Origin of the sequence: uncultured Algoriphagus sp. (genome assembly GCF_963974365.1) — a bacterium.
In the GTDB taxonomy this organism is placed as follows: Bacteria; Bacteroidota; Bacteroidia; order Cytophagales; family Cyclobacteriaceae; genus Algoriphagus.
This window is the reverse complement of record NZ_CAXBBX010000010.1, coordinates 166,723-191,497: the sequence shown is the minus strand read 5'-3', so window position 1 is coordinate 191,497 and position 24,775 is coordinate 166,723. Positions and strand designations below refer to the sequence as shown.

Sequence of the window (24,775 nt, the reverse complement as noted above, 5' to 3'; positions counted from 1 at the left end):
CTATTTTCGCTAATGCTCTGTCGCCAAATTATTATTGATAAAGATTGAATCTGCCTGTAGCACACTTCCATCAATCGGTGAAAGTAATTGGCCATAATTCCCACTGTATGAAAAGCCAAGTCTTTGCATATGATCATAAATAGTTTTGAAATAGACTTGATCTTCGTATAGTTCACGAAATGAAACTTCTACAATTACAACTGAAGCGGATCTAATCGTTTTTTCCCCTCCTATTATCACCATTTCTTCAAATCCCTGAACATCAATTTTAATCAGCAAGGGATGAGATATAGAAATTGATTTCATTACTGTGTCGAGACATTCTACCTTTATTTCAATCTGCTTCTCGTTAGTAGTTTTAGGGAAATTTTCTTTGTGCAAATTCTTCATTGGCAATGCACTTGAAGAATCGGAAAACTCATTTTGAAAGAAATTTATTTCACCAGATTCCTTGCCTAACCCCAAATTGAAACCTTTGAAATTAGCATCCTTTTCAAATCGTTTACATAATTGATCATAAACTTCTGGAATAGGCTCAAATGAATAGATAATTGCCTCTGGGAAAAGCGCTCGAAATCTAGCCGCAAACTGGCCTCTATTTGCTCCAACATCTATTATAAAGGAGAATTTATAGTTAAGAATCCAACGATGCTTTGGAATAAAGTCATACTTTACTTCCAATTCATTAAGCATGATTGGTGCCTTAGCTAGTTTATATCCAAGTTTCTTTAAGCTCTTAATTATTAGTTGCTTCATAATCAGAGATTTTTTTTTAGAAAACCTGTTTTTAAGTACAATTGAAATGCAAAATATTTTTTTTTGTAAATCAGTGGCAATAATTCTTTCTAGTAACTCTTCAGGTTTGGCGAATTTAATCACCTCAGTACATCAAGTTTTTCTTTTCTAGAAAACATTATAATATTAAAAGTATGGGCAGGAGATTCAGGAAGGTGAAAGAGTTGACAAGCAATCTTTGGTTATTAATTCCGCCATGGCGTACCAGTTTTCGGCTAGGCAGGTAGATTTTAATTATTAGTTGAAAGTACTTAAAATTCAGGAATTAGAAATTGATAACAGAACAGATTTAAGTCCCTGTTTGATTTTATTTACGGACTCTAATAGAGACTCTTTTTCTGTATCTACTAATAAAAACAGTTTTGAAGGCACTTCGTAAGGGGAATCAATCCCAGTGAAATTTTGAATCTGACCTGCTCTTACTTTTTTATAAATCCCCTTCGGATCACGAGCTTCACATACCTCTATTGGGCAGTCAACATGGATTTCAAAAAAATCGTCTGCACCGATTAGTTTACGGAGGAACTCTCTTTCCTTTTCCATTGGTGAAATAAAGGCAGTAATCACTATGAGACCAGCATCCATCATCAAACGGGCGACTTCCCCTACCCTTCTGATATTCTCATCTCTGTCTTTTTGGGAGAAGCCCAAGTCCCGATTTAAACCAATTCGTAAATTATCCCCATCCAACAAGTACGTCTTATAACCTTTTTGATGCAATGCTACTTCCAGATGGTTTGCCAAGGTAGATTTCCCAGCGGCGGATAAGCCTGTAAACCATACCAAAAAAGGTTTCTGCCCCATAAGTTGCACTCTTTCTTCCTTGGTGATCCTGGGAGCGCTGGGGTAGATGTGATTTTTTTGAGACAAGAGAGAATTTGAAATTAGTTGTTTGGTGCTTTGAATAGACTTTTACGATCCTACTTTCCGAGCTCTGCGCCTCCCGTACAGTTGTCGTGAGCAGTGAAGATTGGAAAATTTAAAATGAAATGAATTTAAAATGATGGGTTTTCGAAAGCTATCAGGATAAAATTTAAATTCTTCATATGACTTTAATTTATACCCAATATCAAGTTTAATCTATTCATTTATTACTAATAGCAATAAATTTAATTCCCAACTCAAGATTAATTGTAGGGTTAGTTTTTACTTGATTAGAAAAACTCATAGAAGTAAAATCAAGTTTGCTTTGAAAACTATATAAAACCCTTTTACCTGTCACCTTGGTTATTAATCTACTTATTTCCAAAATAGAGGTTGGCTTAGCGGCAACCAAAAAAATAATTTGATTTTTTTCATATGACTTCAATACTACATTTTCAACAATTGGCCTTGCAACATCATCTACCCAAATAAAATCCCTTAAAGTGCTTATTCCTCCAAAAATTTTAATCTCGGTATTTTGATAGATACTTTCCACCATTCGGCTTAGTAATCCAAATCTTTTACCTAGTTGAACATGGCCATAAACACTGGATGGTCTATAGATACAATAGGAATTTGGGAATTTAGAAGCGAGAAGCTGTTCTTGGACGAGTTTGGCAAATCCATAAGGTCTTTTGGGATTAGGCTTGGATGAGTAATTAACTCCCAATTGTCCCTCAAAAAGGGCTCCTGCCGAACTGATCAAAAGAATTTTGAGATCAATTGAAGCCTTTGATTTAAGTTCTTCAAGTGATTCAAGGAAATTATTAAAGTGAAGATTTTCCAATAAACATTCCTGCTCAGTAGATCCAAACCCAGATTTTCCGGCAGACCAAACTATGTCCAAATTTTTGATAGTAGGATTTAAATTACCAGAAATCCAGTTCAAAAATTCAATCTTAAAAAAACTGCTGTCTTCCCAATTTACCTTTTGTTGATCCTGAATTACGCAGTTTAACTTTTTAAATCTCGATAAGATAGCATTCCCTATTAGGCCCAAACCAATTACAACAATCAACTTATTGCTATTTTCTGGTTTTAGTAAGATCACTTGTAATCTTTCAATTTAAACCATTCTAAAATGATGCTATCATCTTTTCTTTCCACCTCAAAAAACTTAGGTTTTCCATGAGATTGCATCAAGAGAATTGAAATATGTTCTAAGACTAGGCCAATTAATAATGCATTTATACCTCCTAGTATAGAAGTCAATATTATCACTGAAGCCCAGCCCTGTACCCCTATTACTTCTGGATAAAAGATTTTGACAAAGATCACGATAAGGGCAAAGAACAATCCGAAAATTGTGGCAGAAAGACCAAGAATTGTTCCTACCCTAAGTATTTTAAGTTCAGAGCTTTGGACAAGTCTTCTAGCATGGGATAGCAATTTGATCAAAGAATAGCCACTAGATTTAGATTTAATAAATCTATCATCTTTTAAGGGCAAGGAAATTTGACTTATTCGATTTGTAAACCAACCTAGTGCAATATCATAATAGGTTTGATCAATAGAAATAGCGGCTGCGGCTCTTGCAATACTTCCCCTCATCAATCTGAAACTATTAAACATCACTATAGAGGGGTTTCTGGTGAGCTTTGAAATCAAAACTTTGAATTGCCTTGATGAATAATCCCTGAATTTTGATTCATGTACAGATTCTTCAGGATTTGCATAAACTACATCTGAGGAATTAAATACAGCTGTTTTTAATAAGGTGGCGATGAATTTAGGGTGATGCTGTAAGTCTTCGTCTAATGTAATAACCCAATCACCGCTGGAATGCAAAATCCCCGCAGTGGTGGCAGGGTGTTGTCCGAAATTTTTTGATAAGGTGATTACAACCAACCAAGGATAGGTATTGGATAATTTTTCAAGAACTAAATCGCTACCATCTGTAGAACCATCATCTACAAAAATGCTTTCAAGGATTCGAATTGGGGCATCAATAGACTCCAACTCATCTCTTACTTTAGCAATTTCCAAAACCAACTTTTCCAAAAATTCAGCGCCTTGATATACAGGGGTAACCGTGCTTAAATAAATCATATAGCTATTATTTCAATCCTATAACTGAATATTGAGCACCAAGAAAAAATCGTTTCATGTACTTCTCCAAGGGTCTCAAAGAAGCTAATTGATTTGGGAAAAACAACCTATAGGAATATTCAATTTTATTATACCCTGCATTTTGCAGTTTTTGCACGAAATCATTTTTAGAAATCAATACTGCATTTTCATCAAAAGGGCATTGATTAACTGTTCTTCGAGTGAGAGGATTTAGAGGGTTATGTTCAAAGACACAAAGTACTCCATCTTCTTTTAAAACTCTTTTCATTTCACCAAGCCAGTACATATGTTCATCTTCTGGGATATGATGAAAGACACAAGTGGCAAAAATTATGTCTATAGAATTTTCGGCTAAATCAAATCTATCCTCAATAAGCAGATAATTTTCCTTCCCTGGATATCTCTTCTCAGAATATTCTAAGCTCTTACTTGAAACGTCCGAACATATCAATTTTGATTCTGGAAAATACTTGCGGAACCAAGGAATTGAATTTCCAATCCCCGATCCAAAATCTAGAATTAAGTCCTTCTTCCTATTATTTTTTAAAATAAATTCATTTAAATCCCGAACCTTATACTCTGCAAAAAAATCAATCTCCTCTCCGAAAATTTGGGTGCTTTTCCCCAGATTAGCACTGTAATCTTCAGCATATTTATCAAATTCTGAATTTTTCAAGTTATTGTAAACGTTAAAAATGTCCGCATTTAATTTATATGATTTCAAAAATACCTCTCTAGTCCCTAAAGGGGGCATTCGATCACAGCTTCGCCCTTTCACTCCCACTTAATATTAGAGTTCTCGTTAATTCCTTGCCAATAGCTCCCATTTTAGGGGCTAGGGGTTGACTGAGTAATAAATTTACTCGGTTGGGTTGGATTCGCAAATTTTATTGGTTTTTAGTTGGGGGTTGGTGGTTGTTGTAAGTTGTAAGTTGTTAGTTGTTAGTTGTTAGTTGTTGGTTCTGCCACGGCGGATAGGTGTTGGTTGGTGGTTGATCTCGGGTTACTGACGATATAAAACTAACAACTGATTCAATGGTTCTTGGATCTTGATTCTTAGTTCTCCATTCTAGCTGATTTAATATAGATACCCAAACAACCAAAGGGGGATTTTTTTACCAAGACCTATTTCAATACCCTCTGCAGCGATATAATGATCAGTTAAACTTAAATCTGGCAATTTTTTGTTTTTCCCTCCTACTTCCACTGTCCAGGTTTGATCTATTCTAAAATCTGCGTCTGCTGGCAGAGTAACTGAATGGCTATGTGTCAGTTGATTCAAAAAGAATGTTTCTCTAAGGTTGCCGATATCGACGTTGCTACCTAGCGAGTAAGCTAAATTTGTATTTTCCAGGTAGAGTTTTTCGGGCTTTTGCAAAAGAGAAATCCCTGTACTAGATGAATATAAATTAGTGGTCAACTTGCTTTCATGCAGGTAGTTCAGATAGGTAAGCAGTGTGGTACGATTGATACCTATTTTCTGACTTAGCTTAGATACGTTGGGAATAAATGGAACTGAGTCTGAAATGATACTTAGTACTTGCTTGATCTTTGGAACGTAAGCTATATCAAATTTTCTTAGTTGGGGAAGTTCTACTTCCAGGATTAAATTAACTACAGCTCTAATCTGATGAGCTGTAAAGTCATCGAATTCACGGTAGAATGGGTAATATCCATTTTCTAGGTAGGCTGGAAAATATTGTAAAGGCCTAACTTGACTGGATATGTTACTTGCTAATGCTGCATGATTAGTGAATAGTTCCTCTAGGCTGATTCTGGGAATTTTTAATCCTGTCTCCAGATTCACATATTCCCGAAATGAAAGTCCTTGCATCTTATAGATATAGGCTCTTCTGCTTAGATCTGCCGAAGCATTAAGTATCTCCAACAAAGATGAACCTGTGAATATTAGCTTTATCTCAGGATAAAAATCATGGATATTTTTTATTTCTTTGGACCAATTGGGGTACTTATGAACTTCATCCAGTACCAATTGTATTCCTCCTTGCTTGGAAAATTGATCTGCAAGATCGATTAAGGAATTGGTAGCAAACCAAATATGATCTAGTGATACATAGAGGGATTGCTCTTCCCTACCCAAAAATTCATTTTTTAAATATTGGAGAATTAAGGTGGTTTTACCAACTCCCCTTGCGCCAGTAATTCCAATCAAACGTCTGTTCCAATGAATATCTTCTATAAGACTTCTTTGAAAACCTTAGTCTGTTTTGGTGAGAAGTTTTCTATAGAGTTCGTAGAGGACTTGCATTATTGTTTATCATGATGTACAAATATATAGAATTATTGTACATTATGGTGTACGTTTTTTGGATGGTTGGGGGTTGTTAGATGTTAGTTGTAAGTTGTTGGTTGTTGGTTGTTGGTTGTTTGTTGGTTGTTTGTTGTTAGTTGTTGGTTGTTTGTTGTTAGTTGTTGGTTGTTTGTTGTTGGGTCTTGGGTGTTGGTTGGTTGGGTGTTGGGGAAGATGAATTTAAAATGTAAAATAAAATGAATATAAAATGGATAGCGATACGTTGCTGAGAACAGGTCTTGATTCTTGTGTCTTATCTCTAGTGTCTTCTTCCTCTGTCTTATCTCTTCTGTCTTCTGTCTGATGTCTTCTGTCTTATGTCTTCTGTCTTATGTCTTATGTCTTGAGTCTTATGTCTTAGGTCTTATCTCTTGAAATTCTTTTCTCCACAATATAAATCGGTCGGTTTTTCACTCCTTCGAAGGTTTTACCGATGTATAGGCCTACCATTCCTAGGGTAATTAATAGAAAGCCTGTAAGCATCCAGAGGGAGATAATTAGGGAAGCATAACCGGCCACAATGATATTCCCATCCAAATATCTATACAGGGTATAGAGGGCAAAAAGGAATCCTGTGAGGGCTACCAGCATTCCAAGTTTGACAGTTAGTCGAATAGGTTTATCAGAATATGCCAGCATGATATCCAAGGCAAGGTTAAACAACCTTTTAAGGTTGTAGGTACTTCCTCTATCTCCATTTTCAGCATGGACCACCGGAATAGCTGTTTGCCGAAAACCTACCCATTTCACCATGGTGGGAAAATACCGGATGGACTCCCGCATTCCTATGATCTCATTGACCACCTTGCGGTGATAGACTCCGAAATTGGCTATACTCTCGTCCTGTTTGGACCCTGTAAGCCAAGCCAAAGTCCTGTAGAAAACCTTGGAAGAGAGTCTTTTGAAAAATCCATCTTGCCTGTTTTCTCTTTTAGCCAACACCACATCAAATCCTTTTTGGGCTTCCTGGTAAAGATTTGGAATTTCCTCTGGTCTATCCTGCAGGTCGCAGTCCATAACGACTATCCACTCCCCTTTTGCCGCATCCAGACCTGCGGTAATGGCATAGTGTTGCCCGAAGTTGCGGGAAAGCTTGATTCCTTTGATTTCGGGAAATCTAGATGCTAATTCTTCGATTTTGTTCCAGGAATTGTCCTTGCTGGCATCTTCAACTAGAATAATTTCATAGGAATCGGTAATTCCGGAAACTGCCTGACGAATTCTTTCTACAAGTTCCTGCAGAAGCGATTCGGCTTGGTAAACTGGAGAGATGATGGAGAGGAGCACTTTTTTTTTAATTTAAAATGGAAAAATTGAGAATTTAAAATGAAAAATTTAAAATGAAGAATTGAGAATTTAAAATGAAAAATTTAAAATGAGGAATTGAGAATGATGGGTGATGAATGATGAATGATGAATTTAAAATGTAAAATGATGAATTTAAAATGGTTGTTGGTTGTCAAGCTGACCACTGCATACTGACTACTGAGACTGCATACTGACTACTGAGACTGCATACTGACTACTGAGACTGGAGACTGACTACTGAGACTGGAGACTGTCTACTGAGACTGGAGACTGTCTACTGAACACTTATCCTTTCCACCAGTGATGTACATAAGCTATTTCTGCGGGGGTATAAGCTAGGGATTGGTAGAGTTTGCAGGCGGGGATGTTGGTTTCTTGGGTTGGGATTTGCATCTTTTTCGCTCCTGCATGAAGGGCTTTGTTTTCTGCAGCCTGGACCAATTTCCGTCCCCAGCCTTTTCCTTGATGATTTTCGGAGACTGCAATCAGACCAATGGCTCCCATATCCTTATCCACGGAGTATGTGACCATTCCAGCCTGCTCAGGGGCTATTAATATCTCCTGATTTTCAAATGCTTTATTGATCCAGAGTTTGTAGAGTTTTTCAAATTCTTGGTTTTGGAGTCTGGGGTCAGTTTTAAATCGGGAATATATACCACTTAAATAAGCCAATTCAATTAGCTCATCATTCAGTGCAGGTTTATTAAACTTCCGAATATCTTCAATTTGATCTAAGGGAGATAGATTTTTTTGAAATGTAATTTTAGTGTCTACCAACTTAATACTAGGGCTGGAAAACCCTAATGGCTCTTCAGTGAAAAGATAGACTAGCTGAAAATCCTTTGCTGATTTCAAGAACTCTTGTTCATTCCAATCATCTTCTATGGTGATTTTACCAACTGGGTAGTTGAAGAGGGAGGTGTCGAAAGGAAGGGGGAAGATCAATTATTAATGTAGAATTTAAAATGATGAATTTAAAATGGAGAATTGAAAATGTAGAATGATGAATTTAAAATGGAGAATAGAGTCATTTCGAAGAGGAGAAATCTCAATTGTCAGCTCTATTTGCTATAGTGAGATTTCTCTCTTCGCATGCTTCGCTCGAAATGACCGAATGTTATTAGTTATCCTATATATCCAAAAACTCCCAATTAGGATTTTCAAGCTCAATTAGCTTATTCTTTTTCTCCCTTCTCCACTTTTTCAATTCCTTCTCTCTACTGATGGCTTCTTTAGGGGAAGCAAATTCTTCAAAATATACCAAGAAATAGCACTTGTATTTTGATGTAAAAGAATTAGCTGATCCAATAGCAGTTTTATGTTCATACAATCTTCTTTGAAGATCATTAGTCACACCTATGTAAAGTGTTGACTTTGTCTTGTTTGTTAGAATATAGACGAACATAATGTGTTCACGGTAAGTAAATGAGATTTCTCCCGCTGGTCGAAATGACGTTGAATGAAGCTGTTTTGGTTCTCCTCCCTTTGGTCGTCGAGATGAGGTACAGCCTGGCCAATTCATTGGGAAGGGGGAGAAACCTGGATTTAATCATGAATGAGATTTCTCAGTCGCTTAATTATCTTTTCTTCAAATAACAATTTTGCAGCTCCTTCGAAATGACAACGTAAAACGTCGAGAGGACTATCGCTTATTTAAGCCTATAAAGAGAACAACCTAACGGAAACGCTCCCCTCTCTCTTTAGGAGAGGGGCTGGGGGTGAGGTTAAGCAACATCGGCGAATATGCGTTCCATCCTACGAAAATACATCATGCCGAAGATAAATAAGACCAAGGCTACGATAGAACCTGGCCAGATCCATTCCCAGGGCATGGGACGGTCGAGGAATGCGGCTCTGAATCCTTCAATGACTCCAACCATGGGATTGAGGATATAGAATTTCTGGTAAACTTCAGGCACTGCAGTGGTACTGTAAACTACCGGGGCTGCATAGAGTAAAAGCTGAACTACAAAAGTCAACGCATGCTTCACGTCTCTGTATTTCACAGCCATGGCAGAAAGCATCATGCCCACGCCTAGGCTGCACATGAGGAGTTGGATGATCAATAAAGGCAAAACTAGCAAACCCCAACCTGGAGTGATCTGATAATAGATCATCATCCCAATCACTACTACAAAGGCAATGAGAAAGTCTAGAAGTTTGGACAGTATGGAACTTAGGGGTAGCACCATTCTCGGGAAATAGACTTTGGTAATCATGTTGGCATTTTGGATCAGGGAGTTTGCCGATTCAGTCAAAGTGCCGGAGAAGTAATTCCATGGCCAGAGGGCCAAATAGGAAAACAGGGCGTAAGGAATGCCGTCTGAATCCACATCAGCTAAGTTGCCAAAGACTACTGTAAATACTACAGTAGTAAAAAGGGGTTGGATAATAGCCCAGGCTACCCCCAAAACTGACTGGGCATAGCGGGCTTTGATTCCTCTTAAGGTCAGGAAATAGAGTAGATCCTTATATCGCCAGAGTTCCTTGAAATCTATGAGTTGCCAGCCTGAGGTGGGTTGGATGATTTTTATGTTGTCTTTTGGGGACACGGTTGGTTGTTGGTTGTTGGTTGTTTGTTGTTGTTGGTTGGGGAGGGGAATGTTCACTTCCCGTAAACCAGAATACCTTGAATATCACCGGGGTCGGTGGTGAGGATAGAAACTTCTACTTTTCGTTGGACTTTTTCGTAGGTTTTTTCTTTTATGAAGTCCAAGTATTCTCTATCCAGGTCCTTTCCGATAAGTATCATCTGAATGGTGCCTGAGTCAATTCCTTTGGCATAATCTCCTATGATATAAGCTTTGTCTACCTCCCCCATTCTTTTGACAATACGTTCCATGAGGTCATCTAGTCCCAGGAATTTGGAAACCATCCCTTTGATTTCTTCGAAGAAGGGGTGATTGGTATTGGCCTTATACATTTTTGTTTTGCCCTCATCTTCCGACACCAGCAATCCGGCTTCGGTCAGACGGTTCAGCTCAACCCTAACGGAATTGGTAGACTCATCAAACTCCTTAGCGAGTGAACGCAGGTAGCCTGAATTGGCATGGGAAAAGAACTTCAGGAGAAGTTTGATGCGGGTTTTGGAGGTGACGAGGGATTCGAGCACTTAATAATTTAAAATGAATTAATAATGTAAAATTTAAAATGAAAGAATTAGGAATTTAAAATTGATAATGGAGGAATGGAGAATGTAAAATGTAAAATTTAGAATTTAAAATGGGGCGAATTTTATTGGCTTCTGATAATAGATTAGCTATTTAAGGTTTTCGCGGGATTTCTTGATAATAGAATTGAGTAACAGGATTATTTCTTCGATTTCTGATCTCAGATAAGGCATTGAAGCATGCTCTAGCAGCAGCTCTTTTCGGTCTAGAAGACATAGCCAATACCTAGTTTCTCGTGCCTCTTTATTTGAAATTGTGAGTTTTGCGATAAAGTCAAGTTTGGAGTGTGCCGCCTGAGCTTCTTCTACATTTGCTCCAATGGATGTTCCGGATTTTACTAGTTGATCAGCAAGTTTATAGTGCCCTTTCTCTCTTAAATCCAGATAAACAGTGATTATTTCCTGAGCAAATTTGAAAGTTTTGTCAACAATAATATTTGCCATAGTGAAAGAATTTAAAATGAAAAAATGGAAAATTTAAAATTAGTAATTAATCCATTATTCGATTAAAGTTAGAAACAATAGAAGTTACTATTAAGTAATTATTCATTTCAAATTCTTAATAGCGATGCTCGGTCACTCCCACTTTTGGAAACTAGCTGACTGAGTAGTTTTTTTACTCAGTTGAACAAATTTAGATTTATAATAAAGGAATGCAAATATGCTATGGCTTTTTTGCCACACAAAAGCTACTCTATCAGTCATTACAAGTAATAGCCTGTAAGAAAATAGTTATGGATATAGTAAATGCCCGAAGCGACATGAGCTAAAAAAAGAAGCATTAGGAATGAGAGTTTGATTTTTTCATATGAATTCCTAGGACATAAAATTTTGGATTCAATCATAATTTTTAGAACAACCATATAGAGGATGTACAGGGTGAGCGGTACTTGCCAATAAAAATTCATATCTCCATATCTATAACCTGATTCAGCCAGCACAAAAAAAACTGAAAGGCCAACAAATGCTAATATCAATGCGAATCTAAATTCCAGGTGAGCCACCAAATGCTTATAATATCCAAGTATAGCAAAAATCAAAAAGGCAAAGCTCGACAACACATCTAAAAGAGGGTATTCTAAGTAGTGGTTCCAAACTCCAAAAAAATCAATAATCACAGCATTCTTTTCTGCGCCGGAAATGATCACCGTATCCATATTGCCAAAGTCGTAAACCATCAACTTGGCTCCACCCACCAATATAAGGAGGCCTAAAACCAAACCTAAAGCATAGAACAGTTTTTCTTTCTGCACTCGCTGGACTAATAATAAAATAGGTAAGGAAGGTATATAAGCGAATAAAAAACTAGGCTTAGCCAAGAAGATTAGCAGCCCAAGTATCCAAAGGAGTATATAGTGTTGATTGCCCTCACTTTTAATCCAACGTATGGTGAAAAGGAAGAGAAGAATACAAATTGGCCAAACAAAGGTACTGGTGCAATTATGCCAAATACTGGAAGTGAATTTACCCAGGTATTGATATTTCCCTTCGAAATTAAAGAGGTAGATTGGGTAAAATACTAAAAGTCCCAATGGAATGAAATAAGTTAAAGAACTGTAGTTAACCTTTGGGTGAATTAAATACCTATAGGTAAGCAAGTACTTACTAAGAATAGAACAACTCAGAATTAAAATGGTACTGAGAACAAAATCATATTTATACCAAAAGAGTTTGTCAAACAAATCGTAAACCCAATAATATAGAGGAGGATAAATTATCTCATCGTATTGATTAAAAAGAGCATACAACTCTATATGTCCCCAATAATCAGAGAAAACCCACCTTCTTGCCATATAGTAAATTAGACCAATACCTATTGCTAGTACTAAAATGGAAGTAATGATCAACAATATCCACCAAGCCTTTCTCGACTTTGCTACTAATAAATCCTCTTTAGACTTACTCGTCATTTAACTGAGCTGTTTTGCACCATCGTTTGCTTCGTAAATTCAAACAGAACAAAAGATGATGAGTTGGAGAGTTCTTTTTGGTCAAAACGGCCTGCTAATGATTCAATATACTCGGGAAAAACAAGCGGCTCGGGAATCTTTATCCCGATGAAATAATATTTCTCTAGCTGAGAAAGTTTATCAAACCCAAAACGCTGGAAGGCTTTTTCCTGGAAGGGACTTCGGGAGATCCAGCCATACGTCAGCATTGGAATCGGGTTATTCCAATTATAGACTGAGGGGAGATTGTACTCAAAGAACCCTTCTAGGAATAAAGGTACCCCTACCGGTAATAGAGCCTGCATTTCTGCTAACTCCAAATTCATCTTTCTTCTACCTTCTGCTTCCTTCAAAAAATTAGTGGTATGTATAAAGAAAAAAATTAAGATAGAAGCGGTTAGCCCATAGGCTAAGAAATTTTGCTTTTTATAGTGACCGTAGTTAATAACCAATGAAATCAAGACCAAAAAGAACAAGAAAATGACACGACCCAAGATCAAAAAATAAGTATTAAAAAATAAGAAGAATATGCTCCATACCGATGCATATAAGATTAGTTTTACGGCATTTGGTTTACTACAAAACAACAAGAATATGAGCAATAGGATAAGCATACTTTTAAACATTTCTGTTCGCTGAATCAACCATAATCTTTCTACTGAATTTAGAAAATGGTCAATAGACCAATATGATTGGTTCAGTTCACTTGTTTTTTTCTTCAGATCAGAAATTGTGATTCCCTCCTCTTCAAACATCCAGCGGGAAAAGTAAAACCATTCACCCTCTTTCTCAAAACCATTATTTCTTTCCAAATCATAAAAGGCAGGGTGATCAATTACTGCTGATCTAAACTGATTGAAATCCAAGTAATCGGCATATGACGAGTTCTTTTCGTAAATCCCTTTACTAGCTATACAACAGATAAAAATTAACATCACTAGTAAGAATCTAGTCCTGTAGCTGGATATGGTTGCCTTCTGAGAGAATATTAGCTCACCCAAAAAGAACCCCAACCCAACCAGCACAAATGATTCAACTCTTATGACTAGGGAAAGGGTAATAGCCATTATTCCCAAATATAAATTCACATCAAATTTTTTATAAGAGGAATAGAATAGAGTCATTAGACCTGATAAGCCTAGAAACCCTGCCACTAGTGTGAATTGAGGGAAATAAGAGAAGTGTAATGAAATAATCAGAATCAATAAAGAAAAAAAACATTTCCACTGTAGAGAGAATCTGGTGGATACAATTCTATTTAGCAATAGTATATAGCTTAAAAAGATGCTTGAAAACCAAGTAGCACCATACCAATTAAATCCTGGGTAAAAAATATAGAGTTTGGAAAAAGCCCAACTCAAAATAGGGTGAATAAACACCGCATAGGGCTCAGGTTCCCCAGTATATGCCCCAGAAACCAGCCACATCATAATCACATCATCATTTACCTGGAATCTCCAAGGGAGAAACCATATGATGATGATAGCTGCTAATCCAAGTAAAGACCAGAATAAAAGGAAAGCATTAGATTTTACCTTTTCCATAAAATCTGAATTTTATTGCCATCAGGGAGCTGGGCATATTTTACAGAAAAATCATCTTTCACTAAGGAAGGTAAGGAATCAAGGGGGTAATATATAAGCAGGTCAGTCTGAAAATCCGAAGGAAAAAAATAGTCTGTTTGGCTTCTATCCCAAAAGCCTGGCGTCTTGGGGGAGGTTTTATTGAATAGGTAAGGGATTCCGGGGATTCTATAAACTGCCAAGAGTTCTTTCCTATTCTGGACAAATGGTTTGAGGGTATTTAATAAATCCAGCTGAGCAGGAGAAAGCAAGAGCTTGTTTCCATTGCCGTAGCTCCACTCTTCCGTTGCATTCCATAAAGATTCCTGCTCGAAAGGATGCACCCAAATTCCATTAAGTACTAAGAGAAAACTGAGCCCCCCTACTGCAAAATGGATTGCATTCCTGAACTTCAACTGAATGGAATCAAAAACAAATAAGATTGCAAATATCCAAAATACCCAAAAGTGAATTCCCAGGCGGAGCCAATAAACATTACTTCCGAAATGGAGTACGAAGGGTAAAATAAATAAGGACAGGAAAAGGAAGCGCTGATTGGGTGAGGTGGTAGTGAACTGAAATTTTGGAATATAATAAGCAACTAGTGCTGCCGTCACTAACAATATGACATGGTTCCACTCCTGCGTGATTGAAGTAAAATAAGCTATGTAGCTCAGGGCGAGTACTCCAGTAAGTAGAATTGCAATTTTCAATTTTGGTGAAGAATGGAAAAGTGATCCAGCTAAAAAAAAAGGAATTGCCGCTAAGAAAATCCAAAACCCTCCTACCAACTCATACTTTGCCAGGAATAAAAGCGAGTACGAGCTGCGGTTGCCCATTAATTCCTTGGCTTCAATCATTCTTGAAAACGCAAAATCACCTAAGCATAAATACATCAGAAGTTCGATCATCATGAAAGGAATGATTAAACCCAGCATGCGATTGAACTTTATCTCTTTATTATTTAGCATCCAAAGCAGGGTTAGTAATCCCAATCCTAGACAAGCCGTGATTTTAACATAAGCAAAGCAGGAAAGTAGGAAGCCCAAAAGGAAATATTGTAGCATATTTTTTTTCTGGGTAGAGATTACTGCTAACCAGAAACAGGCCAGCACCACTGTGAGTGAGTTATAGGAAAGTGTCTGGGGTAAAAATCCATAGCCAGCAAATAGACCTAGGGTGGCGATAAGAAAATGATTGCTAGAAAACTTTTTTGTGCCTGATAGATTTCCCCAAAAGACTGTCAAAGCGGCGCCTGCAAGAAAATAAAGAAACAGGCGGAGTAGTCTCAGCCCAACCAACCCAAACTCTATTCCTGAGATCTTATAAAAAAACTTAAAGAATAAATCATAATTGAATATACCGGCTATATTTTCCTGAGCAGGGACTGCGAGCAAGGCATAAAGCCCTTCGTCAGAGATATCAAACCCACGATTGATTCCCAACAGGATCAATAAAAGGGATAATAAGGTGAATGTTGCTAGGGATTTGCTCAAGACAGATGCAAAATACTTAATATGATTAGCCTTAAGGGTGCGGAGAGTTATAATTTTTGGTTGTTGGTTGTCCCAATAGAAATCAGTGGTCGGAGGATGGGACAGGATGAAGTAGGGTCATTGTACATGTTTTCGGTAGAATCTCTCGGTTTATTGTATGGTTTGAAATTTTATTTGCACGTATTCTTTAATAAGAAAATAAGAATAAGTCAACCATTACTTATAAAAAGTATATTTTGTGGAAAACTTTAGCTAGATAAAACAAAAAAATACCCTGTACAGGGTATTTTTTTACGAGATCGACTATATACCTTTATGTCAGGGTGATTAAGCAACTTTTCAAGCACTACTTTTTCTAAGAAAATATTAAAGGGATTTTTTATATTATTTTTTAATCCCTTTTTTTTATTCCCAATTCCCCAGTTTCCAGGGTTAAAATTCTGGCCTATTGATTCCTAGGATTAAAATCCTTGTTTCCAGGGTTAAAACCCTGGCCTATTGATTCCTAGGGTTAAAATCCTAGTTTCCAGGGTTAAAACCCTGGCCTATTGATGTGGGTTTTGTTGAGGAACAATTCTAATAATATCTAACCTCGCAATCAGGGTTGGAGTCTTTGAAACTATCCACTGATCTACTATTCACCCTTGTATTGAAGCAGGAAAGCTTTTTAAGGTTTGGTAGGCCTTCTATAGGTCTGAGGCTCCTCAAGTTGGTGCTTGCTACATCCAATTCCTGCAGATTGACTAATCCTTCCAGTCCTTTCAGGGATTTCAGGTTTGTGCCTGAGATATTCAATGTTTTCAGATTTATCAACCCAGCAAGTGGATCCAGATCTTCTATTCCAGAGTTGCTGATATCGAGTTCTTTCAGCTTATTGAGACTTCTCAATGGGGAGAAATCTACAACTGGAACCTGGGATATTTTGATTTTCTCCAGAAGTTTGAGTTCTCCTAAAGGCGCTATATTACCTAAGGGAGCATCGAAAATCACTAGGGAACGTAGATTCACAAAAGCAGTGATTGCAGAAATATCACCGATTGAAACTCGCTCGAAGGACAGGGAAGACTTTTCTGTCATGGCATGAAGTTGCTCATTAGAAGGCTCTTCAGGTAAGGAAAACTGCTTTCTGAAAATTTCCTTCCAGGAAACGTCTAGCTCTGACCACCAGGTATTCAGCTCATCTGTTCGGTAGATAATTGTCAAGGTTGGCTTTTGGATAAGTATTTCAGGAACTTCCTCCGGGAAAATCCCCGATGCGTTGACATTCAAGTAGGTCAGATTAGGAAGACTCACAACATCCATAATGCTTGAAACCGGGCTTCCGTCCAGATCAATTCTTACTAATTCCTCATTTGATTTCAGAGGGGAAATATCTTTCACCTGTGTGTTTTTCCCTGTGATTTCTTCCAAAGTTTTCACTTCGCTAAGGGAAATCACATCAGAAATTGGGTTGTCTGAAAAATCCACCTTTGTGAGTTTGACAAATCTTGTGATAGGATTTAAGCTTTCCACTCCTGCCCCGCTCAGATCTAATTCTTCCAAACCAATAGTACTGGTAAGAATTTCCACACTTGGATTATCGGTAGTGATTCTTGGATTGGCTTTTTTCAAACTAGACTTCCATGCATCAGACAATCCTGCCCACCAGCTTTCTAAATCTTTCACATGATGTATCAGGAGGACTTTTGGATTATTTCTGATGAAATTATCCGAGGCCATTACAGACAGCTTGGTCTCATCGGCCAAGACCTTATTCAATTCTGGTTTTCCGTTCAATGCGGTGATATCTGATACTTCTGTACCTGTAATGTCCAACACCTCCAAGTTTTTGAGCTCTGCTAGCGGACTTAGATCCTGAATATTGGTAGCTGATAAGTTCAGTGTCTTGATGGAAGTCAAGTCCGAAAGCTGACTGAAGTTGACCAAATAATTATTGCTTAGATCAAGGTTTTCCAGATTTGACAGGTCTTTGATGTTCTCTGTATTATTAAACCCACTTTTGGAAATATATAGACTTTGAAGGCTATCGAATTCATTCAGAACGGCAAAGCTCATGATTGGAGTTTCTTCCACTCGGAGGGACCTGATTGATTTCAGGTTTACCAGCTCGCTGATATCTCTGATTTGGGTGTTAGAAATATCAAGGTGCTTCAGTCGGTCTGAGTACTTAATAAATTGAATGTCAGAAGTTGGCGTATTGGATACGTCCAAGTATTCCAAAAAGGTCACATTGGAAATAGGGCCTAATTCAGTAATCTGGGTGTTGCTGAGATTCACATATTTGAGACTGCGCATGGCCTCCATAGGGCTGAGATCCAAAAGGGAGTCTGTACCGGAGATATCCAGAGAATCTACTTCAACAAATCTATAAAGCTGATCCAAACTAACAGAATCGTATGCAGTTAAGGCAAATCGATCTCTGAAGTAACTCTGCCAGTGCGGGTCTAGTACGGACCACCATTCTGCAAGTTCCTCATCGCGGCTGACTTTGGTAGTGTAGACGCTGGCGATTTTGAGCTCTTGGGTTTTAGGATCCAAATTCACCTCAACAAAACGGGGTTTGGTATTGGTGATTTTTTCGTTGTTGATGCCTGTGGCAGTGATCGTACGATCTAGGGATGCTGTAAAATAGACGTCTCCATTGTCTTTCTGATGAGGTTTCACCTCTCGTATTTTGAATTTGAAGTTGACATCCTTGTAAAAAAACTCAATGTCTTTCAGATAGGCAGTTACATTTTTGTTTGTCACTACTTTTCTATCAAGCAGGAGATCATCTTCCACCTGCACTTCCCCATCGCGGAAAATCTTCAGGTAGCTTTCACGGATAACCACATCCTTGTCCCTAGGTTGGGTTTCAGCTGAGCCAATGGTGTTAAGCAGGTATTCCAAGAAGCGAACCTGATCTTCTACCTTTGAGGAGTAGTCATCTATTTCAGCATTGGTATAGCCTTTAATCGCCTGAGCAAAACTGGAGAAGCTGAGGCAGAGCAAGAATAGACTTAGGTATATGGTCTTAGTTCTGATCATAAATGTATTTCTGGATAGTTTCCTTGTCACCAGGGTTAAGTTTGACAAGGTTTGAAATCAGCCAACCTGTATTAAAACCAGGGCGGTTGAATTGGTGTACTTCAAAATACCAGCCTTCAATCTGGAAGAAGTGGAATTTCACATCTGTTACCGTATCGTAACGAAGGGTATTTTGCTTCATTTCATACAAAAACAGTGTCAAATAATCTGGTTTGAAACTGCTTTCTGTGAATGCTTCAGGGGAATCAGAGTCTTGGAAGGCTCTTCTTAGATTCATAAAGCCAAGTTCATGGCTAAGTGGGTGAAGAAAATCTTTTCTATCTCCCACTGGTTTGTTAAAGATGTTTTTGAATGGGGGAAATGACACCTCATCTATAACCCATTCATACCCCAATCCTTCGGCCTGGAGTTTCAATATTAGGGTAGCATTTTCTCTTTTTCCTTTGTATATAAAGTCTGCCTGCACCTCAGCGTACCAGCCTTCCCTGTGGAAGTTTATGTACTGAGGGTAACTAGTAGAAAGCACAGCATCTATGAACTGCTTTTTAAGATCTGGGCTGATTGAGGAAGTTTGATTGTCAAAAAGTATTTGTAGAAAACCCTTTCTAAGAGCAACACTGTGATAAGCAGAGTCGCCTGGATAGTAACGCACATTGCCATCAGTAGGTGATTCCTCTGCGTTAAATCTTCTGAAGAATTGGTTTAGTTGTTTGGTAGAGGCAGCAAATCTGCCATCATCTTTAATTGTCCCGGGGCTGCCTATGCCTTGCCCCGAGACAATTGAGATGCTTGCGATTAACATCGCAAAAATAAAGGTTACTATTCTCATGCGGAGGTTTCTGTCACTCTTACGTCACCTAGCATGACGTCCCAGAATTCGATGGTTCTACCAGCGATTTGGGTTTGCTTTTTCTCTACGTAAATAGTGATATCTTTCTTAGTTGTGTCTTTGTAGTTCATTCCTGTTTCAATAGAAGTACCTTCAAAACGTTGGAACACGGTAACAACGCCTACGTATCTTCCATCAGGCTGTCTTTCCAAGTCAGAGATGTACTGGATATCGTACCAGGTGATGTTTACTCTATCGTAATTCAACGCCATCAAACGCTCAAAATAACGTCTCACTTTGTAGTATGCGATTTCGTTAGTGTTGATGCTGGAAACCCCCATCTCAGCTCCTGGAGAGAAAAGTTCTTCTGCACGATCCATCACTCTGTTTGCTTCAGAGAATTGAGTCTCTTTGCTACCGATGATGCTGATATATTTACTTAAATCTTTCACTTTTTCAAGTGCAAGGGAATCAATTGCTTGCTTTCTTGCTGGGCTAATTGTTTCTGACTGAGCTAGAACGCTTACTGAAGTAGCAAGGAATAAGCCCAGGAAAAGGATCATTTTATTTTTCATTTTTAACTTATTTTTTTTCGGTTGGGCAATTATTTTCTTCTAAGCTCCAATTCAGAAACCTTACCATTGGCATCCATACGGATATCGCTGATGTAGTTTAGGTTCTTCTTAGTGTCTTTCAAGTATTCCAAATACTTTTTGATTGTAGTAGGCTCATCGTAATCTTTGATACCATTTTCTTCGTGAATTACGATCAAAACGGGAGTTTCTTGATTTGAGAACATACCAAGAGCTTCTTGGATAGTTTGATTGGCCATAGAAGCATTACCAGCTGCAGCTACGCTATTAAAATAATTTTCAAGTTTTTCGGCAGCTACTTCTTCAGCGGCTCTTTCTGGAGCAGGTGCTGGAGCAACTTCTTGAGGTTGTTCAACAGGTGCTGGAGGAGCTGGCTGTGCAGCTTTCTTTTTACTCTTACAAGCACCCATAGCCAGCATGGCAACCAAGGCGATCATAAGTGAACGGTTAACCGAAATAGAGTACAATTTTTGCTTCATTTTTGGGATTAGATTAAGATGATGAGGTTTTAATTTTTTTTAACAGGGACTATACTTTTTTTTAAAACTAGGGGCTTTCCCTACTTTTTGATTTAGGTGCAAAGTAAATAAATTCATATGATTATTTTTTGATTTTAATAGGTCATATGGAATCTCGCATGTAAATCATTTCTAAGCAGACGTTTTTCGTTGTGCTAGAATTCATACGGTTAACTTACAATTGCCATTCCAAATCAAAAATGCTAGATGTTAATAATTTCAAATGTAATCTGAGCGGTTTATGTGTCGGGGGAGCGGTTGTTCCTCAATTTCAAAGAACGGTCATTTTACTATTTGAATAATATCAATAAGTGATCCAATGATTTGAGCAATTTTCAAAATTTATTGAAAAGCGGGTGTTTTTAGCTAATAATGACCAAAAAATACCCTACATAGGGTATTTTTTTTATACCATATAGGTCTCAACTTTGAAAAAGCGTTAAGTTTTAATTAAGGCAGATGCCAAACAAAAAGACCCGGGGTTTCTCTGGGTCTTTTTATTTGGGGTATGGGCGATGTCCGGTGACCGATGTTGGGTGTCCGGTGTTGGGTGTGGGATGACCGGTGTTTTTAAGACAGAAGACTGAAGACGGGAGACGGGAGAGATGAGTGATGACCGGTGTCGGATGTCGGATGACCGATGTTTTTAAGACAGAAGACAGAAGACCGGAGACAGTAGACAGAAGACGGGAGACCGGAGACGGGAGAGATGAGTGATTATCGTTGACTGATGTCAGATGACAGATGACTATGACGGGTGTCAGATGTCAGATGTAGGGTGTAGGATTAATTCTTAAGTTTAAGGCATACTAGGCTGCTTTTGTATATTTATTAGCAGAAAGGCGATGTTCATACTCTTTAAAATCCCAACATTTAACCCCTTCTTTTTGCTGCATCAATTATGAAGAACTTTTCATGGCTGTCCACATGATGAAAGCCTGTTAATTTGGGCATAAAGGAAGGATAGGCAGACACAATTTTTTCTTCCTTATACTCCTCCAGTGTAAGCTCTAGTATTTGATTAATATTTAGCCCAAATCCATAATTTCCATTGACATTCCTTTGGCTTGGACGGAAATACTTCCCATCTCTTTTATAGATTTTACCTCCATTTCTGGCAATTCTTGAATCTATAATCACCGGGTTCTGAAGATGTGGGTATAAAGTATCCATTTTGAGTGAATCGATCTGGTATATATAGAGATCAGAATTAAGATCAAACCAGAAGCCTTTACTAAAGAAAATCCATGCTTTCCCAAGTTCATCTCTAAAGAAATTAACATCTGCGAGTTCTACACCTTCAAAAGCTGTAGAATAAAGTTCCCATTTGTAAGGGAAGTCCGTAGCTCTATATACCTCTAACCTCTTTTTTGCACAGGTTTCAGGAATCATGTAGATTTCTCCCTGATCTTCAAAAACATTGGGATAGGACATGTGAGTACCATCGTCAATTACATCTTGTACGTCAGTAACCTTACCGTTTTCAAGTTGCCCCACACTGATACAAGCTATTCCTTTGTCGAATTTGTAGCGTTCAAAAAATAAATACTTTTTGCCTTCTTTCTCAAAAAGAAATGGGTCGGCCCAGAATTCCCCTTCAGGAAGAGGGATTTCTTTTACTCTGAATAAAGCCGCATGAAGAAAGTCGCCCTTTCCCAGATAGAGCTTCCATAGATTTTCTCTTTTTGAAGGAGCTAATTTACTAATAACGGTACTTAAGAAGACCTTGTAGAATTTCCCTAAGTAGTTCAAAGTAGCCAGTGCACCAGGTGATCTGTATAATGCATGACTATAGGTGAGAGATTCTTCAATGGAGAATTTCCCATACCTCACTTTTCTAATGTTTTTTAAAACCAGCTGAATGGAAGAGAACTGTATAAATTGACGATTTTTATTGTGCGACCAATTTATATTATAAAAAGCCTTCTCTATGATTCTACCACCATCCAACTCTGGAGTAAGCTGCTGCAGTGTCACTCCTATTGCTTCATGGCCTTCAACGATTTCCCAAAAGCCGGCTGGTCCTCCTCTATTCACAAAATTGTCTCCGTGATGCAGGCTCCATACTCCATACTTGGATGCATTTAGTATAGCCCCTTTTATGATGTTAAACTCATGTCGGAGAATTATATCCAGGTCTAATTGCTTAATCTTTTCAGTATCAGCTTCTTCAAAAAAGTCTACAAAACCTTTTCTTCTAGGAAACATTTCAAGCTTGTCAACACTATCAAACATGTGACGCACTTTCTCTGACTCAACGCTTACCGGTACAAAAAGCTTCTTTTCAATAGATTGCTGCCAGCGCCATAAAAAGTTACCAGGCCAAAGTCTAGATAAAAAACTAGGTTTAGCACTATTAGTATCCTGAGGCCTTCCATCAAAGATCAAAACGGAAATCTCTAAAAAATCTAATTCCAGTAATTGCTCAAATAAAGAAATTTCCCAGGCGTCTAACTCAGTAAAAGGCTTGGTAAGAATCCCAATCTTTACTTTTTTTAAGTAAGTCATGTATTTTTAAAGATCATTCAGAAATAATGCTTACCAATTAATTCATATTAATTGGCATTTTATTTAGGTCCTCAGTTTCCATTTTTGGTTTGATCGGCGTAGGTACAGTAAAGTTGTAAACTTTAGGAACCTTCCTCATGATTTTTATTTTCAAAAATTTCGGAGTGATGGCTTCTAAAGCTAAACCTATACTTAAAACCAACGCACAAACTAATGGTAGTACCACGTTGTCAGAAAAATCTCTCATGATTACTAATGAGAACAGTACGGCTAATTGAACAAGTACTAAAAGGAGAACTACTTTGGGCTGCTTCATACCAAAGCGTACAAGCAAATGGTGCAGGTGATTTTTATCGGCTTTCATTGGATGCTTCCCGCTTGAAAGTCGTTTTGCAAAAACTCTAGCCATATCAAATAATGGTATTAGAACCATAGCGACTGCAAAACTGAAATTCGGTTTGATTTTATAGGCATTATCCAAGGGAAGTTCTGCGTTGACATTCATAAAAGCGACTACCATCACTGCAAGTGCGAAGCCAAGCGGCAAGGAACCTGTATCTCCCATGAAAATTTTTGCTGGGTGCCAGTTGAATGATAAAAAAGCCAAAATCGCCCCTAACAGGCCAAAGCATAAGATTGAATAGCCTACATATCCTACGTAGTCAAACCAAAACCCTAAAATCAACAGAGGGATGCTAGCAATTGTGCCTGCTAGGCCATCAATCCCATCAATTAAATTGTATGCATTAGTAATAGCAAACAAAGTGACGATGGTGAATAGGAAACTAAAAACTTCTGGCAACTCATATATTCCAAGGAATCCGTAAAAATTGGTCACACGAATTTCAGCAAAGAAATAGATCAAGAATAACGCTCCCAATTGCATTAGGATTTTTTGGAATGCGCTTAATGGAGAAAAATCATCACGGATACCTATAAAGAACATGATGAGGATAGATAAGGCAACATATCTCATTGTTCCAGGTGACATGTGCCAACCCCATATTCCAAAGGAAACTAACCCTGCAAAGATAATTGCTATACCACCCATGGAAGGAGTAAACTTACTGTGGATTTTCCTCCCACCTGGTATATCTCCTATGTTTGCCTTATTAAGAATTATAATTAATACGGGTAAGATCAAAACCCCCAGACCGAAGGAAGAGATCAATGATAAAAGTTGATTCATCTAGTAGTAAAGATTTTTTGCAAATACTTGAGTTCTTCCGCGTGAATTGAAAGTGCAAAATAACGGGATTTATTTTAACTAAACAATGACAACTCGTTATTTCAAACAATTAACTAAAAATTAATTTTATGGTTACAAAATAATTTTAGTACCTCAGTTCGAACGGATAATACTTACACTTTCGAATAAATTTTCATGCCATTCCGGCGAATTTGATAATAGAAAATCTATTTCTTTTTTTGATCTAAAAATCTTCAGAACTAGGTCTTGCTTGGGATTCTATCGAAATCTAGTTTTAAAAGACTATATGACACATTATAAATCGAGCCATCTAGAAAAGGAAAGAAAAACAGAAGCATTTTCTGAAAACTAGTAAAGAAAGATTCAAATAAAATCAACGCACTGTGCTTTACTTTTTGAAACCAACCAGTGTTCTATGTGGGTAGAAAAATCCCCTAATTAGGAGTTAACATCCCCAAATAGGCTGTTGATTTATAGAAATTTGTAGATCAATATAAACATGTAAA

At 37.7% G+C, this 24,775-nt stretch carries 21 protein-coding genes; all 21 read right to left on the bottom strand.

What is annotated here, in order from left to right; genetic code table 11:
- Window positions 1-9: 9 nt before the first annotated feature.
- Window positions 10-879 (bottom strand): FkbM family methyltransferase, encoded by an 870-nt coding sequence (locus AACZ87_RS14900; RefSeq protein WP_339868360.1) that lies wholly within the window; start codon window positions 877-879, stop codon window positions 10-12.
- A 174-nt stretch (window positions 880-1,053) separates the two neighbouring features.
- Window positions 1,054-1,665 carry an adenylyl-sulfate kinase gene (cysC, locus tag AACZ87_RS14895; RefSeq protein ID WP_339868358.1) on the bottom strand — a complete coding sequence of 204 codons (612 nt, stop codon included), beginning with the start codon at window positions 1,663-1,665 and terminating at the stop codon, window positions 1,054-1,056.
- Window positions 1,666-1,879: 214 nt separating this feature from the next.
- The gene (locus tag AACZ87_RS14890) at window positions 1,880-2,770 is read right to left on the bottom strand and encodes an NAD-dependent epimerase/dehydratase family protein (RefSeq protein ID WP_339868357.1); all 891 of its coding nucleotides are present in this window, start codon (window positions 2,768-2,770) and stop codon (window positions 1,880-1,882) included.
- A complete protein-coding gene (locus AACZ87_RS14885; RefSeq protein WP_339868356.1) occupies window positions 2,767-3,768 on the bottom strand; it encodes a glycosyltransferase in 1,002 nt (333 codons plus the stop codon). The genes AACZ87_RS14890 and AACZ87_RS14885 overlap by 4 nt, the downstream gene beginning before the upstream one ends.
- Before the next feature lie 7 nt (window positions 3,769-3,775).
- Window positions 3,776-4,465: a class I SAM-dependent methyltransferase gene (locus AACZ87_RS14880; RefSeq protein WP_339868355.1), complete on the bottom strand. Its 690-nt coding sequence runs from the start codon at window positions 4,463-4,465 to the stop codon at window positions 3,776-3,778.
- 402 nt (window positions 4,466-4,867) lie between these two features.
- Window positions 4,868-5,962 (bottom strand): AAA family ATPase, encoded by a 1,095-nt coding sequence (locus AACZ87_RS14875; RefSeq protein WP_339868354.1) that lies wholly within the window; start codon window positions 5,960-5,962, stop codon window positions 4,868-4,870.
- A gap of 495 nt (window positions 5,963-6,457) precedes the next feature.
- Window positions 6,458-7,387 (bottom strand): glycosyltransferase family 2 protein, encoded by a 930-nt coding sequence (locus AACZ87_RS14870; RefSeq protein ID WP_339868352.1) that lies wholly within the window; start codon window positions 7,385-7,387, stop codon window positions 6,458-6,460.
- Between the two features lie 306 nt (window positions 7,388-7,693).
- Window positions 7,694-8,353, bottom strand: coding sequence for a GNAT family N-acetyltransferase (locus AACZ87_RS14865; protein ID WP_339868350.1), 660 nt, complete (start codon window positions 8,351-8,353; stop codon window positions 7,694-7,696).
- Window positions 8,354-8,537: 184 nt separating this feature from the next.
- Window positions 8,538-8,813: a GIY-YIG nuclease family protein gene (locus tag AACZ87_RS14860; protein WP_339868349.1), complete on the bottom strand. Its 276-nt coding sequence runs from the start codon at window positions 8,811-8,813 to the stop codon at window positions 8,538-8,540.
- A gap of 319 nt (window positions 8,814-9,132) precedes the next feature.
- Entirely contained in the window at window positions 9,133-9,960 is an 828-nt protein-coding gene (locus AACZ87_RS14855; RefSeq protein ID WP_339868348.1) for an ABC transporter permease, read from the bottom strand.
- 53 nt (window positions 9,961-10,013) lie between these two features.
- Window positions 10,014-10,520, bottom strand: a complete 507-nt coding sequence (locus AACZ87_RS14850) for a winged helix-turn-helix domain-containing protein (protein ID WP_339868347.1) — start codon at window positions 10,518-10,520, stop codon at window positions 10,014-10,016.
- Window positions 10,521-10,667: 147 nt separating this feature from the next.
- The gene (locus AACZ87_RS14845; RefSeq protein WP_339868346.1) at window positions 10,668-11,021 is read right to left on the bottom strand and encodes a four helix bundle protein; all 354 of its coding nucleotides are present in this window, start codon (window positions 11,019-11,021) and stop codon (window positions 10,668-10,670) included.
- Between the two features lie 260 nt (window positions 11,022-11,281).
- A complete protein-coding gene (locus AACZ87_RS14840) occupies window positions 11,282-12,487 on the bottom strand; it encodes a hypothetical protein (RefSeq protein ID WP_339868344.1) in 1,206 nt (401 codons plus the stop codon).
- Window positions 12,484-14,070, bottom strand: a complete 1,587-nt coding sequence (locus AACZ87_RS14835; RefSeq protein ID WP_339868342.1) for a hypothetical protein — start codon at window positions 14,068-14,070, stop codon at window positions 12,484-12,486. The genes AACZ87_RS14840 and AACZ87_RS14835 overlap by 4 nt, the downstream gene beginning before the upstream one ends.
- Window positions 14,058-15,584: a hypothetical protein gene (locus AACZ87_RS14830; RefSeq protein ID WP_339868340.1), complete on the bottom strand. Its 1,527-nt coding sequence runs from the start codon at window positions 15,582-15,584 to the stop codon at window positions 14,058-14,060. Before AACZ87_RS14830 ends, AACZ87_RS14835 begins: the two co-directional genes overlap by 13 nt.
- Before the next feature lie 576 nt (window positions 15,585-16,160).
- Window positions 16,161-18,641 carry a leucine-rich repeat domain-containing protein gene (locus AACZ87_RS14825; protein WP_339868339.1) on the bottom strand — a complete coding sequence of 827 codons (2,481 nt, stop codon included), beginning with the start codon at window positions 18,639-18,641 and terminating at the stop codon, window positions 16,161-16,163.
- Window positions 18,598-19,440 carry a hypothetical protein gene (locus AACZ87_RS14820; RefSeq protein ID WP_339868338.1) on the bottom strand — a complete coding sequence of 281 codons (843 nt, stop codon included), beginning with the start codon at window positions 19,438-19,440 and terminating at the stop codon, window positions 18,598-18,600. The genes AACZ87_RS14825 and AACZ87_RS14820 overlap by 44 nt, the downstream gene beginning before the upstream one ends.
- Window positions 19,437-20,015, bottom strand: coding sequence for a hypothetical protein (locus AACZ87_RS14815; protein WP_057936208.1), 579 nt, complete (start codon window positions 20,013-20,015; stop codon window positions 19,437-19,439). Before AACZ87_RS14815 ends, AACZ87_RS14820 begins: the two co-directional genes overlap by 4 nt.
- A gap of 29 nt (window positions 20,016-20,044) precedes the next feature.
- Window positions 20,045-20,512: a nucleoid-structuring protein H-NS gene (locus AACZ87_RS14810; protein WP_339868335.1), complete on the bottom strand. Its 468-nt coding sequence runs from the start codon at window positions 20,510-20,512 to the stop codon at window positions 20,045-20,047.
- 912 nt (window positions 20,513-21,424) lie between these two features.
- Window positions 21,425-23,059 (bottom strand): hypothetical protein, encoded by a 1,635-nt coding sequence (locus AACZ87_RS14805; RefSeq protein WP_339868333.1) that lies wholly within the window; start codon window positions 23,057-23,059, stop codon window positions 21,425-21,427.
- Between the two features lie 37 nt (window positions 23,060-23,096).
- Window positions 23,097-24,248 (bottom strand): MraY family glycosyltransferase, encoded by a 1,152-nt coding sequence (locus tag AACZ87_RS14800; RefSeq protein ID WP_339868332.1) that lies wholly within the window; start codon window positions 24,246-24,248, stop codon window positions 23,097-23,099.
- Between the last annotated feature and the right edge of the window lie 527 nt (window positions 24,249-24,775).

What these genes read in the sequence shown, in the direction of transcription:
- AACZ87_RS14805 (WP_339868333.1), bottom strand. Translation starts at nt 23,059, where the DNA reads ATGACTTACTTAAAAAAAGTAAAGATTGGGATTCTTACCAAGCCTTTT.
- AACZ87_RS14820 (WP_339868338.1), bottom strand. Translation starts at nt 19,440, where the DNA reads ATGAGAATAGTAACCTTTATTTTTGCGATGTTAATCGCAAGCATCTCA.
- AACZ87_RS14885 (WP_339868356.1), bottom strand. Translation starts at nt 3,768, where the DNA reads ATGATTTATTTAAGCACGGTTACCCCTGTATATCAAGGCGCTGAATTT.
- AACZ87_RS14840 (WP_339868344.1), bottom strand. Translation starts at nt 12,487, where the DNA reads ATGACGAGTAAGTCTAAAGAGGATTTATTAGTAGCAAAGTCGAGAAAG.
- AACZ87_RS14810 (WP_339868335.1), bottom strand. Translation starts at nt 20,512, where the DNA reads ATGAAGCAAAAATTGTACTCTATTTCGGTTAACCGTTCACTTATGATC.
- AACZ87_RS14860 (WP_339868349.1), bottom strand. Translation starts at nt 8,813, where the DNA reads ATGTTCGTCTATATTCTAACAAACAAGACAAAGTCAACACTTTACATA.
- AACZ87_RS14845 (WP_339868346.1), bottom strand. Translation starts at nt 11,021, where the DNA reads ATGGCAAATATTATTGTTGACAAAACTTTCAAATTTGCTCAGGAAATA.
- AACZ87_RS14835 (WP_339868342.1), bottom strand. Translation starts at nt 14,070, where the DNA reads ATGGAAAAGGTAAAATCTAATGCTTTCCTTTTATTCTGGTCTTTACTT.
- AACZ87_RS14815 (WP_057936208.1), bottom strand. Translation starts at nt 20,015, where the DNA reads ATGAAAAATAAAATGATCCTTTTCCTGGGCTTATTCCTTGCTACTTCA.
- AACZ87_RS14800 (WP_339868332.1), bottom strand. Translation starts at nt 24,248, where the DNA reads ATGAATCAACTTTTATCATTGATCTCTTCCTTCGGTCTGGGGGTTTTG.